Genomic DNA, 16574 nt, shown 5'->3' with positions numbered 1-16574 from the left:
ACGTCACTCGCGGCACGGACGCCCCCTGCCCCACGAACGTACGTCATGCCACGGACATGCCCGAAGTGCCCGGTTTACCTCATACGGATCACAGGTCACCCATCGGCCGGGCGCATGGCGGAAGCTGTCAGGTGTGACCCTGCGCGCGTCCGCCGTCCTCCCGGGCACGTCCGCCGTGCCCCTGGACGCCCGTGCCGCCGTCCCACCGCGCCCGCTTCAGATCGAGGCGCGGCAGGTGTCCCTCGGCGGCTCTGCCCGCCTCCTTCAGGGGCGTGCCCTCGTCCCGGTAGTGGTCGAGGGCCTCCAGCTCGTGCCCGGCGAGCAGGACGCCGTCCGCGCGGACGACGCGCCACCAGGGAACGCCGCCCCCGTAGAGGGACATCACCCGGCCGACCTGCCGGGGTCCCCCCTCCTCCAGGTACTCGGCCACGTCCCCGTAGGTCATGACCCGGCCCGGCGGAATCAGTTCGGTCACGTCGAGGACCCGCTCGGCATACTCGGGCAGCGCGTCCGCGTTCTCCGGACCGGCGCCGTCCGGAAGGCTCTGCTCGCTCATCCGCCCCATGGTGCCGCACCCCGCCGACAGCGCGACGCCCTCCCGAGGGCCCGCGGCCCTCGCCCGGAGGCGGTGCTTCGGGCAGACTGTGCGGCCCGCACGGGCACCCTGATGCCTGCCGAGACCGACGCGGCATGCCACCATCGTGCGGGCGGTGACCAGTGATACGAGAGCAAGAAGAGGCGATGAAGCAGCAGGGTGCGCACCCCGAGGACGCCGAGGGCACCTCTGACTCTTCGTCGCGCCCCGACACCGCGGAGGCGGGCGGCGGGAAGCCCCGCGAGCGGGCGCCCGGAGGCCCGTCGGCGACGGCGGCGGACCCCGAGGACGTGGCGCACATCGACGAGGTCGAGGGCGACGAACCGCTGCTCCCCGCGCGCGTGCACCGCCCCTCCGACCTGGTGCGCCTCCTGGTGGGCGTCCTCGCCGTCGCCGTACTTCTCGCCATCGCCGCCTTCGCGCACGGCACCACCTCGGGCCTCGAACAGGACATCAACAAAGGCACGGGACAGGCTCCCGACCTGCTCATCAAGATCGCGGGGCTGGCGTCCAGCATCGCGATCCTCCTGGTGCCGGTCGCGTTCGCGATCGAGCGGCTGATCAAGCGGGACGGGTTGCGGATCGCCGACGGCGTGCTGGCGGCGGTCCTCGCGCACGGGGTGACCCTCGCCACCGATCTCTGGGTCGCCAAGGCCGCCCCCGGCTCGATCCAGGAGGCGCTCACCCAGCCGTCCCCGGGCGACATCCACGCGCTGACCGACCCCGTGCACGGCTACCTCGCCCCGGTCATCGCGTACATGACGGCCGTCGGCATGTCCCGCAGACCCCGCTGGCGCGCGGTGCTGTGGATCGTGCTGCTCCTGGACGCCTTCTCGATGCTCGTCACCGGTTACACCACACCGTTCTCGATCATCCTGACCGTCCTCATCGGCTGGACCGTCGCCTACGGGACGCTGTACGCCGTCGGCTCCCCCAACGTCCGCCCCACCGGCCGGACGCTGATGGCGGGCCTGCGGCACGTCGGCTTCCGGCCGGTGACCGCCGCCCGGCAGGAGGCGCCGTCGGACAGCGTCGAGACCGGCGACCGCGGGCGCCGCTACTTCGTCACCCTGGAGGACGGCCGGCCGCTCGACGTGACGGTGGTGGACCGGGAACAGCAGGCACAGGGCTTCTTCTACCGGGCCTGGCGCAATCTGACCCTGCGCGGTTTCGCCACCCGCAGCAGCCTCCCCTCCTTGCGGCAGGCCCTGGAGCAGGAGGCGCTGCTCGCCTACGCGGCCATCGCGGCCGGTGCCAACGCCCCCAAGCTGATCGCCACGTCGGAGCTGGGCCCCGACGCCGTGATGCTGGTCTACGAGCACACCGGCGGGCGGTCCCTGGACTCGCTGGCGGACGAGGAGATCACCGACGACCTGCTGCGCGACACCTGGGAGCAGGTACGCGCCCTGCAGTCCCGGCGCATCGCGCACCGCAGGCTGGTGGGCGACGCGATCCTGGTGGATCATTCCGGCACGGTGATCCTCACCGACCTGCGCATCGGCGAGATCGCCGCCGGCGACCTGCTGCTGCGCATGGACATCTCCCAGCTCCTGGTGACGCTCGGCCTGCGGGTCGGCGCCGAGCGCGCGGTCGCGTCGGCGGTGGGCGTACTCGGTCCCGACGCGGTGGCGGACTGCCTGCCCATGCTCCAGCCCATCGCACTCAGCCGCTCCACGCGCGCGACCCTGCGCAGGCTGGCCCGGGAACGGGCCCAGCGCGAGCGCGAGGCGGTCCTGGAGTCCTCCCGCCAGGCCAAGCTCGCCCGCGCGGAGGCGGCCGGCGGCGACACCACGGGCGCCGCGCCCGAGAAAGCCGACACATCGACTCAGCCCGGCAGTCTAGACAAGACAGGCAAGACGGATAAGGCAGGCAAGCCGGACAAGAAGGCCGTACGTGCCGAGCAGCGGGCCGAGAAACGGGCCGTGGACGAGGCGATCGAGGAGGCGCGCGAGGAGGACCTGCTCACCCTGATCCGCCACGCGGTGCTGCGCATCAGGCCGCAGGCCCCCGTCGAACCGGCCCGCCTGGAGCGGGTGCGACCCCGCACGCTGATCAGCTTCATCGCCGGCGCGATCGGCGCCTACTTCCTGCTGACGCAGCTCACGCACATCGAGTTCGGCCCCCTGATCTCGAACGCGCAGTGGGGCTGGGTGGCGGCGGCCGTGCTCTTCTCGGCGGCGAGCTACGTCGCGGCGGCGATGTCGCTCTTGGGCTTCGTGCCCGAACGCGTGCCCTTCCTGCGCACCGTTGCCGCACAGGTCGCCGGGTCGTTCGTGAAGATCGTCGCCCCCGCGGCGGTCGGTGGCGTCGCCCTGAACACACGCTTCCTGCAACGCGCGGGCGTACGCCCCGGGCTCGCGGTGGCGAGTGTCGGCGCGTCCCAGTTGTTCGGGCTCGGCTGCCACATCCTGATGCTGCTGTCCTTCGGCTACCTGACCGGTACCGAGAAGACGCCGTCGCTGTCGCCGTCCCGGACGGTCATCGCGGGCCTGTTGACCGTGGCGGTGCTGGTGCTCGTGGTGACGTCCGTGCCGTTCCTGCGCAAATTCGTCGTCACGCGCGTGCGGTCGCTCTTCGCCGGGGTCGTGCCGCGCATGCTGGACGTGCTGCAGCGGCCGCAGAAACTGATCACCGGCATCGGCGGCATGCTGCTGCTCACCGCCTGCTTCGTGATGTGCCTGGACGCCTCGATCCGCGCCTTCGGCGACGAGTCGTCGTCGATCTCCCTGGCAAGCGTCGCGGTCGTCTTCCTCGCCGGCAACGCCCTGGGGTCCGCCGCGCCGACGCCGGGCGGTGTGGGTGCGGTGGAGGCGACGCTGACGGTCGGTCTGATCGCCGTCGGCCTCCCCAAGGAGGTCGCCGCACCCGCGGTGCTGCTCTACCGGCTGCTCACCCTGTGGCTGCCGGTCCTGCCGGGCTGGCTGGTCTTCAACCACCTCACGCGCAAAGAGGCGCTGTAACCGGAGACGGGCCCGCTCGTCGTCCCTCGCCCCTCGCACCTCGCCCCCCCACCCCTCGTCCCTCGTACGGCCCTGGTCACGAGCGGGTGCTCCCGCGCGACCGCACGATGGACGCATGCCGAATCCCGCCCGGCTGCGCGCCGCCGCCCTGACCGCCACCGCCGTCACCCTGTCCGTCCTGCTGGCGGGCTGCGGCGGCGGCACCCAGGAGGACGACGAGGACCTGACGAAGCAGAAGCTGAGCTGGAAGAGCTGCCCGGCACCGTCCGAGGCCGAGGGCGGCGGCGCCGCTCCCTCCCCGCTGCCGGACGGCGACGCGTGGCAGTGCGCCACCATGAAGGTGCCGCTCGACTGGAACCACCCCAAGGGGGACACCGTCGGCCTGGCGCTGATCCGGGCCGTGGCCAGCGGCGCGGCGGACCGGCGGATCGGCTCACTGGTCTTCAACTTCGGCGGACCGGGCGGGTCGGGCGTCACCACGCTGCCCGCGTTCGGCCAGGACTACGCGAAACTCCGCACCCGCTACGACCTGGTCAGCTTCGACCCACGCGGCGTCGGCCGCAGCGACCCCGTGGAGTGCCTGGACGACAAACAGCTCGACCGCTACTTCCAGCAGGACGCCACCCCCGACGACCGGGCCGAGCGCACCGAGTTCGTGGACAGCACCGAGAAGTTCAACGCGGCCTGCGAGCAGCACTCGAAGAAGATCCTCCCGCACGTGCGCACGACTGACGCCGCCCGCGACATGGACCTGATGCGCCAGGTGCTCGGCGACGAGAAGCTGTACTACTTCGGCATCTCCTACGGCACCGAACTCGGCGGCGTCTACGCCCACCTCTTCCCCCGGCACGTGGGCCGTGCCGTCTTCGACGCGGTCGTCGACCCGACGCAGACGGCGGAACAGAGCTCGCTGGGCCAGGCGAAGGGATTCCAGTTGGCGCTCGACAACTTCGCCGCGGACTGCGTGTCGAAGGCGGAGGGCTGTCCCGTCGGCGACACGGCCGAGGACGTCAAGGCGCGCATCGCCCGGCTGTTGAAGGACCTCGACCGCACACCGATCCCCGGCGTCTTCCCGCGCGAACTCACCGAGACCGCCGCCACCGGCGGCATCGCGCAGGCGCTGTACTCGAAGGACTTCTGGGAGTACCTCACCGAGGGCCTGGAGCAGGCGTACGACGGCGACGGACGGGTGCTCATGGTGCTCTCGGACGCGTTGAACGGACGCAACGAGGACGGGAAGTACAGCAACATCACCGCTGCCAACGTCGCCATCAACTGCGCCGACGACAAGCCCCGGTACGACACCGCTTATGTGAAGGGCAAGCTGCCCGAGTTCCGCAAGGCGTCCCCGCTGTTCGGCGACTACCTCGCCTGGTCCATGCTCAGTTGCACCGACTGGCCGGTCGCCGGAGCCGCCGACCACCCCGACGTCAGCGCGCCCGGTGCGCCGCCGATCCTGGTGATCGGCAACACCGGCGACCCGGCGACGCCCTACGAGGGCGCCGGCAGGATGGTGAACGCCCTGGGCAAGGGTGTCGGCGTGGAACTGACCTACAAGGGCCAGGGACACGGAGCCTACGACAGCAAGAACCGGTGCGTGCAGAACGCGGTGGACGGCTACCTGCTCGACGGCAAGGTGCCGGCGGCGGGAACGGTGTGCTCCTGACCGCAGACCCGATCAACGGCCGAGCCGAGTGCGCCGGTGAATCGGCAGGTCAGAACGTTATCCACAGGCTTCGGCGGTCCATGCGGACTCCCCCTACCATGGCATCGACGCCTTCCGCCGCCCGGCGCGGACGGCTTGCCAGGGGGGAGAGGACATGGCGCGTCTCGCGAGGTGGACGGCTCTGACGGCCGCCGCGGCACTGCTGACCGCGGGCTGCGGCGGCGGTTCGTCCGACGGGGACAAGGACGACGGGGGCAGGAGCAGCGCGGCGCCCACGGCGGCGGCCCCGTCCGGAGTACCGAAGGCACTGGCGTCCCAGACGCTCGACTGGACCCGCTGCAAGGGCACCGACGACGCCCCGGCGCCGGACGGCGACTGGCGGTGCGCGACGCTCAAGGCGCCACTGGACTGGTCCCGTCCGGATGGCGAGACGATCGATCTCGCGCTGATCCGGTCCAGGGCGAGCGGCGACGACCGCATCGGCTCCCTGCTGTTCAACTTCGGCGGCCCCGGGAGCTCCGGCGTCTCCACGCTGCCGTCCTACGCCGACACCGTTTCCTCTCTGCACAAGCGGTACGACCTGGTGAGCTGGGACCCACGCGGCGTGGCGGCCAGCGAGGGCGTCCGCTGCCGCTCCGACGAGGCGATCGAGGCAGCCGAGTCGGTGGACTCCACGCCGGACACCCCGGCCGAGGAGCAGGCCTACCTGAAGGACGCCGCCGACTTCGGCAAGGGCTGCCAGAAGGCCGCCGGCAAGCTCATGGAGCACGTCTCGACCACGGACACCGCCCGCGACATGGACCTGATGCGGCACGTCCTGGGCGACGAGAAGATGCACTACTTCGGCATCTCCTACGGCACCGAACTGGGCGGCGTCTACGCCCACCTGTTCCCCCGGAACGTCGGACGCGTGATCCTCGACGCCGTGGTGGACCCGGGCGCCGACACGATGGGGCACGCCGAGAACCAGGCCAGGGGCTTCCAACGCGCGCTGGACGACTACCTGAAGTCGACCGGTCAGGACCCCGAGCAGGGATCGCGGAAGATCGCCGGCCTGCTGAAGCGGCTGGACGCGAAGCCGCTGCCCACGTCCTCACCGGGACGCGAGCTGACGCAGACGCTCGCGGTCACCGGGATCGTGCTGCCGCTGTACAGCGAGAGCGGCTGGCCGGCCCTGACCAGTGCGCTGACGGCGGCCGAGAAGGGCGACGGCTCCGAGCTGCTCGCGCTCGCCGACGGCTACAACGAACGCGATCCCTCGGGGCGCTACGGCACGACGACCCACTCACAGCGGGTCATATCGTGCCTGGACGACAAGCAGCGGCCGACCGTGGAGGAGACGAAGAAGCTGCTGCCGAGGCTCGAGGAGATCTCGCCCGTCTTCGGCGCCTTCCTCGGCTGGGACACGGCCGGGTGGTGCCACGACTGGCCGGTGGCCGGTCAGCACGAGACCCCGGAGGTGAGCGCACCCGGCGCGGCCCCGATCCTGGTGGTAGGCAACACGGGCGACCCGGCCACGCCCTACGAAGGCGCCCGCAGGATGGCGGACGAGCTGGGCAAGGACGTCGGCGTGGTGCTGACCTGGGAGGGCGAGGGTCACGGCGCGTACGGGAGCGGAAGCGACTGTGTCGACTCCGCGGTGGACGCCTACCTGCTGAAGGGGACGGTGCCGAAGGACGGCAAGGTCTGCTCATGACGGCGGCGGGGGCTTCGGGCACCCGTGGTGCGCGAAACCCCCGCCGTCCGGAAAGCGGATCCGGGAGCCGGTCAGTAGACGGGCTTCTCCGGTTCGATCTGGTTGACCCAGCCGATCACGCCGCCGCCGACGTGGACGGCGTCCGAGAAGCCGGCGGACTTGAGGACCGCGAGGACTTCCGCACTGCGGACACCCGTCTTGCAGTTCAAGACGATCTTCTTGTCCTGCGGGAGGCTCTCGAGGGCGGAGCCCATGAGGAACTCGTTCTTCGGGATCAGCCGGGCGCCCGGAATGGAGACGATCTCGAACTCGTTCGGCTCGCGGACGTCGATGAGTTCGATGTTCTCGCCGTCGTCGATCCACTCCTTGAGCTGCTTGGGAGTGATCGTGGAGTCGGCGGCCGCCGCCTGGGCCTCCTCGGACACGACGCCGCAGAAGGCCTCGTAGTCGATGAGTTCGGTGACGGTCGGGTTCTCGCCGCAGACCGCGCAGTTGGGGTCCTTGCGGACCTTGACCTGACGGTAGGTCATCTCCAGGGCGTCGTAGATCATCAGGCGGCCGACCAGGGGCTCGCCGATGCCCGCAAGGAGCTTGATGGCCTCGTTGGTCTGGATGGAGCCGATGGACGCGCACAGCACGCCCAGCACGCCGCCCTCGGCGCAGGACGGGACCATGCCGGGGGGCGGGGGCTCCGGGTAGAGGCAGCGGTAGCAGGGCCCGTGCTCGGACCAGAAGACGGATGCCTGGCCGTCGAAGCGGTAGATCGAACCCCAGACGTAGGGCTTGTTCAGCAGCACGCAGGCGTCGTTGACCAGGTAACGGGTCGCGAAGTTGTCCGTACCGTCGACGATCAGGTCGTACTGGCTGAAGATGTCCATCACGTTGTCGGCCTCGAGCCGCTCCTGGTGAAGGACCACGTCCACCAGCGGGTTGATGCCCTTGATGGTGTCGCGGGCGGACTCCGCCTTGGGCCGGCCGATGTCGGCCTGGCTGTGGATGACCTGACGCTGCAGGTTCGACTCGTCGACCTCGTCGAACTCGATGATGCCGAGCGTGCCGACACCGGCTGCCGCCAGGTACATCAGGGTCGGCGAACCGAGGCCGCCCGCGCCGACGGCGAGCACCTTGGCGTTCTTCAGCCGCTTCTGCCCGTCCATCCCCACATCCGGGATGATCAGGTGGCGGGAGTACCTGCGGACCTCTTCTACGGTGAGCTCGGCAGCCGGCTCGACCAGGGGTGGCAGCGACACGGGGACTCCGTTGGTCGGTCAGTAATTACGGTTGTTCTCCAAGTAACACTGCCACGGCCTTTTTCATTCCGAGACACCCGTCCCGACCCGCGAGACGATGTCGTCCCAGTAGCCGGGCATCGTCTCCCAGGGGTCGGCGAGACCGCCGCGGTCCGTGCGGTCGGTGAAGTAGATCGTCGCGGCACCCTGCCAACGGGCTATGCGCAGCGCTTCCTCCAGGTGCCCGCGCGGCACGCCGTGGACGAAGTGGCAGAAGCGGTCGGGCGGATAGTCGGCGCTCCACTCGGCCGCCTGGGACCAGCGGTAGTCGGCCCAGGGGCCGGAGAAGGTGACGAGCTGGTCGGCGTTCTCGGCGTAGCCGGGACTGGGGTGGGTGCCGTGGCCGAGGACGATGTGGGCATCGTCACGTATCGCCCGGAGGAGGGTGACCGTGCGGCGGACCTCGGGGAGGGCGGCCCGTTCCGACGGGCAGCGGTCGAGGAGGAAGCCGTCGACCTGGTACCAGTCGAGGTAGCGGCGGGCGTCGGAGATCTGCTCGCCGAGGCTGCGGGCCCCGTACGCGGCGTCGAGATGGCCGAGGACACGGACGCCCGCGTTGCGCAGGCGGCCGGCGGCCTCCAGGCAGCGCGGGTCGGGGTGGGCGCCGGGGCCGTCGGCGACGTTGAGGACGACCCAGTGCAGCGGGGTGCCCGGGCAGGTGAGGCCGGCCCACTCGTCGGGAGCGAGAAGGGGATGGGCCAGCCCCGGGACACCGAACCCGGTGCGGACGCACGTACTCGCGGTGCCTGTCCTGGCCCCGGCACGGGCACCGGCACCGGCACCGGCACCGGCACCGGCACCGGCACCGATCAGATACGACATGCCGCCTCCATCCAGATGTCGGCGAGGGACTCCTCCAGGGCGATCCGGGGGCGCCAGCCGAGCCGGTCGCGGGCGGTGCGCACGTCGGCCTGCTGCCAACTGCCGCAGCCGTCGGGGTACGGGTGGGGGGCGGGTGCCGGGTGCTCCGGGTCGCTGCGCTCGCCGCGGCCCGCGAGACCGTCCGGGCGATGGTGGCCGAGGGCGTCGGGCCGGTGGTGGCCGAGGGCGTCGAGGCGGTGGCCGACGGACTCGCCGCGGGGATGGCCGATGGTGGGCCGCAGCGCGCCGGGGGGACCGTCGAGTTCGTGCAGGGCGCCGCCGTAACCGGCGACCCGGGCGAGGGTGGCGGCGGCGTCGCGCAGGCGGACGGCCCGGCCGGAGCCGATGTTGATGACGCCCTGCGCGGCGGAGAGCGAGGCGGCGTGCACCGCGCGGGCGACGTCGCGGACGTCGATGAAGTCCCGCTGGGCACCGAGACCGCCGAGGCGCAGCTCACCGTCACCGGACTGCATCGCCCGCCGCATGGCTTCGGCGAGGCGGCCGAGCGGGGAGCCGGCGGGCGTGCCGGGCCCCGCGGGCGAGAAGACGCGGAGGACGACGGCGTCCAGACCGGAGCCGAGGACGAGTTCGGTGGCGGCGAGCTTGCTGACGCCGTAGGGGCCGCCGGGGCGGGGTACGGCGTCCTCCGCGGTGGAGGAGCCGGGCTGGCTGGGGCCGTACTCCGCGCTGCAGCCGACCTGCACCAGGCGGGCGCCGCAGCCGCTGCGGCGCAGGGCCTCACAGACGGTGGCGACGGCGACGGTGTTGTGCCGGGTGAGTTCGCGGGCTCCGCCCCGGGTGGTACCCGCGCAGTTGACGACCACTCCGGGGTGGACCGCGTCGAGGAAGCGGGTGAGGGCGCCGGGACTGCCGGTGGCGAGGTCGAAGCGGACGTCGGCGTCGTCGCCCCGGCCGAGGGCGGTGAGCTGGACGGCGGGGTCGGCGAGCAGGCGGTCGGCGACGAAGCGGCCGATGTAGCCGTTGGCTCCGATCAGCAGGACTCTCATCGGGCGGCTCCCGGTGCCGAGGCGTCGGGTCGGGAGGTGGTCATCTGGGGGCTCCTTCAAGGGGTGATGCGAGGGTTTCGGGGGCGGGTGAACGGCTGTCCGTGCGCACGCTCAACGCGTCCGCTCCGTCGGCGCGTGGGCCGAGGCTCTGGTCAGCCGACGGGCCGCGTGGACCAGGAGGGCCAGGGCGCCGATCCCGCAGGCGGCCGTCGGAACACCGGCCGGACCGCAGGCGGCGACCAGGGTCTCCACGGGGACGCTCAGGAAGCCGCAGCCGGGCAGGCGGCCGGCGAAGGGCGCGGCCAGGGCGACCGCCTCGGCGGCGGCCGCCGCGGTGAGGACGAGCCTGGAGGCGTGCAGGTGACCGTGCACGGTGAGCAGCCGGGCGAGCAGCAGCAGGGCACCCAAAGTGAGGCCCTGGGGATGGGCGGCGGGCTCGCCGAGCACCGCGCCGGTGAGCGCGAGCAGGGCCGCGAGCGCACCCACGTACAGGGCGAACGTGCCGAGCAGCAGAGGCCGAACGGAGGCGGAGAACTCGGCCAGGCCCCGGCTGGACGCGAGTTTGCGGCGGGCCCCGGCGGTGAAGAGGTGGGCGCACCCGGCCGCGGGCGCGTAGGACAGCGCGAGCGCCAGGACGGGGCCGACGGTGACGGGCCACGGGTCGTCGGCGGTGCCGTCGGGAAGGCCGTCGGGCCCGCCGGTGAGGGCGTTGTCGAGGAGTCCGTCGCCGAGGAGGGCGTAGCCGACCAGCCAGCAGGCCCAGGTGCTCGTGCTGCGCGTCGCTGCCCTCAGCGGCCCCCGGCGCAGTGCCGCGCCCAGGGCCAGGGCCACCGCGAGGACACCGACGGCGGCGGCGATCAGGCGCGGCCGTCCCTCGGTGAGCCGCAGGCAGACCACGGCGGCGGCACACAGCGCGCCCGGCAGCAGGGCGAGGATGACCCCGGCGGCGCGTGGCCCGCGTGGCCGGGACACCGGCGCCTCCTCGGGGCGGGCCGGGGTGTCGCCGTCGCGCGGGACACGGGCGTACATCTCCTCGGCCAGGGAGAAGACGTCCCGGTGGCGGAAACGTGCGGCGGTCCGGTCGGTGACGCCGTGCGCCTCCAGGCCCGCCGCGATCTCCAGTGGGTCCACGGCGCGTTCGCACAGGTCGCGGTGCCGGTGCAGCAGTCCCTTCACGGGATCCGCCGCGGCGGAGCGGCGTACGGCGGCCGCGGATCCGGACGGCGGCCGACTGCCGTCGCGGACCGCTCCAGCGACGTCGCCTCCTCCACGCCCCGCACCGACAGGGCCGTCGTCACGGCCCCGGGCACCCACACGACCGTCGTTCCCACGGGCGTCGCCCTCATGGGCGTCACCCCCGCAACCGACACCGCCACGACCGTCAGCATCACGACCGTGACCGTCACCATCACGACCGCGACCGTCACCATCACGACCGCGACCGTCACCACCACGACCGCGACCGTCGCCGTCGCCACCGTCACCGTCATGACCGCACCCCTCCGCGGAGTCCGGACTCCGGTCCGCCGCCGCAGAACGCACGCCGTCCGCCTCGTCCGTCCCGTCGGCCAGACACGTCCGTGAGCGTTCGTCCCAGGCGCCCGGGCTGCGCGGGGTCTCGGGCCGGTCCAGTTCGCCGATGCCGCTCATAGGGCCGCTCCCTCGGTCGCCGGCACCGTGGCCCTGGCCGTGGCCCGGACGGGATCGTCCGTCGCCCAGCCCGGAGCGCTCCGGGGCGAGCCGGGGCCGCCCCTGGCCGTGCCCCGGGCGGCGGGGTCGCTCCAGCGGCCGGGGACGTGGGCCTCGGCGGGAACAGCGAAGGGGAGGGGCTCGCCGGTCTCGTCGAGGACGACGCGGCGGACCGGTGTGCGCGAAAGGATCTCCAGGTAAATGCTGTGAAATGCCGCGATGTTCTGCTCGACGGTGAACAGCTCCAATGCGCGGGCGCGCGCGGCGGCGCCCAGCCGGTCACGGCGCTCGGGGTCGCGCAACAGCGCGACGCACGCCTCGGCGAGCGCCCGCGGATTGCGCGGGGGCACGACCAACCCGGTGCCGCCGATGGCCTCCACCACCGCGCCGACGTCCGTCGACACCGTCGCGCGGCCGCAGAACATGGCCTCGACGAGCCCGGACGGGAACCCTTCGACCACGCTGGAGAGCACCACCAGGGCACCGGAGGCGTACGCGTCGGCGCGGGTCGGCAGTTCGGGTCCGCCGGTCTCCTCGAAGGCGACCGGGTTGCGCCCGACGGCGTGCGGGCCGTCGGCCTCGTCCGGGAAGAGCTGCGCGGCCAGTGCCTTGCAGTGGGCGAGGTAGGCGGCGCCTTCCGGCCCGGACGGGGTGCCGACGATCCTGAGGCGCGCCCCGGGCTCGGCCCGGCGGATCTCCGCGAAGGCGTGCAGCAGCGAGACCAGGTCCTTGGCCGGCTCGACGCGTCCGACCCAGACGAGGGTCTGCGGGTCGGCGCACTCCGGTGACTCCGCCGCCTGGGCGAAGGGGGTCGCGTCCATGCCCGGGTGGACCGTGCGCAGCTTGGCGCGGTCGGCCCCGCAGCGCTCCTGCCAGCGGCGGGCGTGCGTGTTGCCGGGCGTGATCACGGCCGCGCGCCGGTAGGTCTCGGCGGCCAGCCGACCATGGAAGGAAGCGAGCAGGGAGCGTATCGCGGGCGAGGAATCGGGTTCCGTAAGGTAGTGCGTCCGCAGTCGCACGCCGTACTCGGTCACGAGCAGGGGGACGTCGCAGAAGTGCCGGGCGAGCAGGCCGGGCAGGGCGGCCGTGCCGCCGGAGGCCGCGTGGCACAGGTCCACCGAGCCGAGGTCGTCGTCCTCGTACCAGTCCAGCGACAGGGGGCGCAGGGCGCGTTCGAGGCGCGCCGCGACGGTCAGCAGGTCGGGAACGCGCGCCTGGCGTGCGGAGCTGTGGGCGCCGGGCGCGCGACAGGCGCGCTCCAGGGCGCGCACGGCGGTCTCCGAGCGGAGTGCGGCGGGCAGCCCGCCCTCGTCGCGGGCGAGTTCGGCGAGCCCGTACAACGCGCTGGCGAAACGGTCCGCCTCAAGGGCCGACTGCCCTCCCGCCCCCTCTTCCGCCTTCCCGCCCGCAGCCGCGGACGGACTTCCGGGGGTGGTGGCGCACAGGAGCGTGGCCAGCTCGCCGTAGCACTCGGAGAAGCGCCGGCGCGCGCGCCGTCCGTGGACGATTCCGTCGTCCACGGACTCCCACAGCGGGGCGGTGCGCACCCGGCCGACCTGCGGCGGCAGCGCAACCCAGCCGCCGGCCTCCTCCTGCTCACTGCGGCTGAGGGCATAGACGTCGAACTCGTGCCGGTCCAGGCCGCGCACGAGCCGGTCGCACCAGAGTCCGGCCTCACCGCTCACATACGGATAGCCACCCTCCGTAAGCAGTCCGATGCGCACGCGCGCACCCCCGATCTCCCGTTTGGGGAGCCGCCGTTGGCCCGGCGGCTCGCAGCGGGACGAACGTATGCGGACAAGGAGGTGGCGCGACGGACGGTTGTCCATCGCGCCACCAAAAGGGGTGAACGGTCGTAACTTTCCCGCACGAAACGCGTTCGGTCGCGCTAGGAGATCAAGCAGTCACTGGGTGTGATGCACGGGCCCGATCTGACCCTGCTCAACTGTTCGGGTAGGCCCAGGGGTTCGGGCGGCAGTCGATTCCGTCGTGGTCGACGAACTTCGTCTGCTGCTGCATGACCGGGGCGAGTTCGCCGTCCTTGTCGCAGGTGACGTGGTTGAAGCCGATACGGTGACCGACCTCGTGGTTGATCAGCATCTGCCGGTAGGGGTGGATCGCGTCGCCGTACGGTTCGGCGCCCTGCGCCCACCGGTAGGCGTTGATCATCACCCGCTGGGTGGCGGCCGAGTCGCAGGACACGTTGTCCTCGGTGGTGTCCAGGCCGGACTTGGCGCACCACTCGGCGGTGGTCCCGGGACTGGCCAGGGTGATGACGAAATCGGGCTGGCCCGACTCGATGCGATCGAAGGTGCGGGCGCCGTTGTGGGCCCAGCTCCGGTCGTCGTTGAGCGTCTTCTGCACGGCCTCGGCGAAGAGTTCGCCGTCGAGGCCGAGCCCCTGCTCCACGTCGATGCGGTAGGCGTACCGCTCCCCCTTCCCGGTCCCCTTGGCGATGCCCGGGACCGCCTCGAACTTCCCGGAGCCCTTGAGGGTGGCGCTGAGCGGGTACGTCTTGCCCATCTTCTGCTCGTACGTCAGCGGCTTCGCGGACGCGGAGGGCGTCGGCCGCGCGTCGTCCCGTGACGCGGAGCCGTGGGCGTCCCGGGCCTGGTCCGTGGCCGCCTGGGAGCGCGTGTCGCCCCCGTCCGTCCCGTCGGCCACCTGACCGGCCACGACGACGGCCAGCACCGTGGTGACGGCGGCCGCCGCGATACCGGTGAAGGTCCGGCCCTTGGCACCCTTGGCCGCCGCGGGCTCGCCCGTGGGCGACCGGTCCTCGGTGTCGTCGAGGACACCGCCTCCCCCGCCTCCGCGCCCGGCGGCGCCCCCGTCGGCGGCGCTCCAGTCGGTGACGGAGGCGTACGGGTCGGCGGGCCGCGCCGCGCCTGGCGCACGGCGTGCGGGGCGGGTCGCGAAGACGTCGTCCTCGGCGTCGAAGGCATCCGTGTCGAAGGCGTCGAGGTAGTCCTGCCGCGGCCCCTCCCGGGACGCCCGCCGCTGCCGGGGCAGGGGCCCGGACGGTGCGGAGGGACCGGACGGTGCGGAGGACCCGGGCGCCGGCGCGTAGGACGCGGGGGCGGCGCCGGCGCGCGCTCCCGTCCCGGGTCCGTACCCGGCACCGGACCGGCCGTTCCACTCGCCCCAGCCGCCGCCGGGTTCCCGCTGCTCGGGGTGACCGCCCCGGACCCCCGGCGCGCCCTGCCCCGGGGAGCCGCCGGGGAACCCGGGTGCGCCGTGGGCGGGCGTGCCGTGGGCGGGCGTGCCGTCGGGGAACCGGGGGACGCCCTGGGCCGGTGTGCGGTCCGCCGGCCGCGGGAAGCCGTGGGCCGGCGTGCCGTCCGGGAGCGGCGTGCCGGTGCCGCCTCCCCGGCCCGGTCCGGGACCCGCGAACCCCTGGCGCATGCCCGGGTTCTCGCCGGGCGCCGACCGGAACGCCTCCCGCGCCCTCGGGTCCCCCTGCTCCCCCCGTTGCCCGTACGGCCCCCGCGCGGTCCCGTTCGCCGGGTGCGGTGGTTCCGGGGCCCGCCCGCCGGTGCGGTTCTCACGTGTTGCGGCGTTCTCCGCGGCGTCGGCCCTGGGGGCGGGCCCACGGCGGCTGTGGCGTCCCACGTCGCGCCTCAGCCTCCTGTTGTCTGGTTGGCGGGCTCGCCGTCGACGGCCCCGTCGGTCCTCTCGCCACCCGCCGGACTCCCGCTGTCCACGGCGTCCGGGCCGTCCGCGGTGTGCGCGGCGCCCCCGGTGTCCGCGAGGAGCTCACGGAACGCCGTGGCCACGGCGTCCGGGTACTCCATCATCGCCACGTGTCCCGCGTCCGGCAGGGTCAGCAGCCGGGAGTCGCGGAAGGCACGGGCGGCCCGCTGGGCCATGCGGTAGCCGACGAGTTGGTCCCGTCCACCGTAGACCAGGAGCGTGGGTGCGAGAACCCGCTCGGCCTGTCGCCACAGTCCGTGCTGGCCGCCCACCGTGTACGCGTTGACGAGTCCCCGGGTGGAACGGGCCATCGCGTCCCAGAAGTACGGCAGCCGCAGCCGCCGCTCCATCTCCTCCACGGCGTTGCGGAAGCCTTCCGGCGTCACCCGCGCGGGGTCGCCGTAGCAGAGCGCCGTCACGCCGCGGACCCGCTGCTCCGCCGTCCACTCCCGGGTGAGCCGGTTGAACAGCGGCACCACTCCCGGCAGCGCCAGCAGCCCCGTCGGCACGGCGCTGCGCTGCACGCGGATCTCCGGCAGCGCGGGCGAGACCAGCGTCAGGGTCCGCACCAGGTCGGGCCGCGCCGCCGCGACGCGGGTCGCGACGGCGCCGCCCAGCGAGTTGCCGATGAGGTGCACGGGGCCGCGCCCGGCGGCGTCGAGGTGACGCACGACCGCGCGCGCGTGGCCCGTGATCGAGTAGTCGCCGTCGTCCGGCGGCGGGGAGTCGCCGAAACCGGGCAGGTCGAGGGCCTCGCTGTGGACGACCCCGTCCAGCAACGGCATGAGCGCGGACCAGTTCTGCGAGGAACCGCCGAGGCCGTGGACGTACAGGGCGGGCGGCAAACCCTCGCGGGCAGGCGGTCTCGACCGTACCGTCAGGGTGACGCCGGGAAGGCGGACCGACCTGAGCCGCTCCCCGTCCGCGACCCCGACGGCCGCGACCTTCGGCAGCACGTTGGCGGGCGGCACGGAGGGCGGCTCGGTCGAAGGCATGCGGCAATGTTACGAGACGATCACGCGGTGACTCATGTGTTCGCCGTCACAGACAGTGCACTGACGGCCCACGTACGGGGTACGCATGCCATCGGTGCGAGGGCCGGCCGCGGAGGACCGGGA

The 16574-nt window shown here is 73.0% G+C and carries 12 protein-coding genes; 4 read left to right on the top strand and 8 right to left on the bottom strand.

Going from position 1 to position 16574, the window contains the following annotated elements:
- Positions 1–127: 127 nt before the first annotated feature.
- Positions 128–556, bottom strand: a complete 429-nt coding sequence (locus tag Sdi02f_RS10410; protein ID WP_281262860.1) for an MGMT family protein — start codon at positions 554–556, stop codon at positions 128–130.
- A 185-nt stretch (positions 557–741) separates the two neighbouring features.
- Here Sdi02f_RS10410 and Sdi02f_RS10405 point away from each other — a divergent pair, with 185 nt between their 5' ends.
- The 3 genes from Sdi02f_RS10405 (at position 742) to Sdi02f_RS10395 (ending at position 6917) form a co-directional block, all read left to right on the top strand.
- A complete protein-coding gene (locus Sdi02f_RS10405; RefSeq protein WP_108933133.1) occupies positions 742–3555 on the top strand; it encodes a lysylphosphatidylglycerol synthase transmembrane domain-containing protein in 2814 nt (937 codons plus the stop codon).
- Positions 3556–3670: 115 nt separating this feature from the next.
- Positions 3671–5221, top strand: a complete 1551-nt coding sequence (locus tag Sdi02f_RS10400) for an alpha/beta hydrolase (protein WP_108933132.1) — start codon at positions 3671–3673, stop codon at positions 5219–5221.
- 154 nt (positions 5222–5375) lie between these two features.
- Positions 5376–6917, top strand: coding sequence for an alpha/beta hydrolase (locus tag Sdi02f_RS10395; RefSeq protein WP_053637486.1), 1542 nt, complete (start codon positions 5376–5378; stop codon positions 6915–6917).
- A gap of 71 nt (positions 6918–6988) precedes the next feature.
- On the opposite strand, the gene moeZ is transcribed toward Sdi02f_RS10395, so the two are convergent.
- From moeZ to Sdi02f_RS10375, 4 genes are all read right to left on the bottom strand, one after another.
- A complete protein-coding gene (moeZ, locus tag Sdi02f_RS10390) occupies positions 6989–8167 on the bottom strand; it encodes an adenylyltransferase/sulfurtransferase MoeZ (protein ID WP_030400701.1) in 1179 nt (392 codons plus the stop codon).
- A gap of 63 nt (positions 8168–8230) precedes the next feature.
- Positions 8231–9028 (bottom strand): spherulation-specific family 4 protein, encoded by a 798-nt coding sequence (locus Sdi02f_RS10385; protein WP_245962171.1) that lies wholly within the window; start codon positions 9026–9028, stop codon positions 8231–8233.
- Positions 9016–10074, bottom strand: a complete 1059-nt coding sequence (locus Sdi02f_RS10380; protein ID WP_030400703.1) for an SDR family oxidoreductase — start codon at positions 10072–10074, stop codon at positions 9016–9018. The genes Sdi02f_RS10385 and Sdi02f_RS10380 overlap by 13 nt, the downstream gene beginning before the upstream one ends.
- 111 nt (positions 10075–10185) lie before the next feature.
- Positions 10186–11388 (bottom strand): hypothetical protein, encoded by a 1203-nt coding sequence (locus tag Sdi02f_RS10375; RefSeq protein WP_245962170.1) that lies wholly within the window; start codon positions 11386–11388, stop codon positions 10186–10188.
- Positions 11389–11469: 81 nt separating this feature from the next.
- Here Sdi02f_RS10375 and Sdi02f_RS36350 point away from each other — a divergent pair, with 81 nt between their 5' ends.
- The gene (locus Sdi02f_RS36350; protein WP_245962169.1) at positions 11470–11658 is read left to right on the top strand and encodes a hypothetical protein; all 189 of its coding nucleotides are present in this window, start codon (positions 11470–11472) and stop codon (positions 11656–11658) included.
- Between the two features lie 62 nt (positions 11659–11720).
- Here Sdi02f_RS36350 and Sdi02f_RS10365 read toward each other — a convergent pair whose 3' ends face one another.
- The 3 genes from Sdi02f_RS10365 to Sdi02f_RS10355 form a co-directional block, all read right to left on the bottom strand.
- Complete coding sequence (locus Sdi02f_RS10365) at positions 11721–13487, bottom strand: DUF3492 domain-containing protein (protein WP_108933129.1); 1767 nt, start codon at positions 13485–13487, stop codon at positions 11721–11723.
- 217 nt (positions 13488–13704) lie between these two features.
- Positions 13705–15375, bottom strand: coding sequence for a DUF3152 domain-containing protein (locus Sdi02f_RS10360; protein WP_108933128.1), 1671 nt, complete (start codon positions 15373–15375; stop codon positions 13705–13707).
- An 8-nt stretch (positions 15376–15383) separates the two neighbouring features.
- A complete protein-coding gene (locus Sdi02f_RS10355) occupies positions 15384–16451 on the bottom strand; it encodes an alpha/beta fold hydrolase (protein ID WP_108933127.1) in 1068 nt (355 codons plus the stop codon).
- Positions 16452–16574 lie beyond the last annotated feature (123 nt).

Origin of the sequence: Streptomyces ardesiacus, from assembly GCF_003112575.1 — a bacterium.
GTDB classification, from domain to species: domain Bacteria; phylum Actinomycetota; class Actinomycetes; order Streptomycetales; family Streptomycetaceae; genus Streptomyces; species Streptomyces ardesiacus.
The sequence above is the reverse complement of the archived record's forward strand: the minus strand, read 5'-3'. Positions and strand labels throughout refer to the sequence as shown.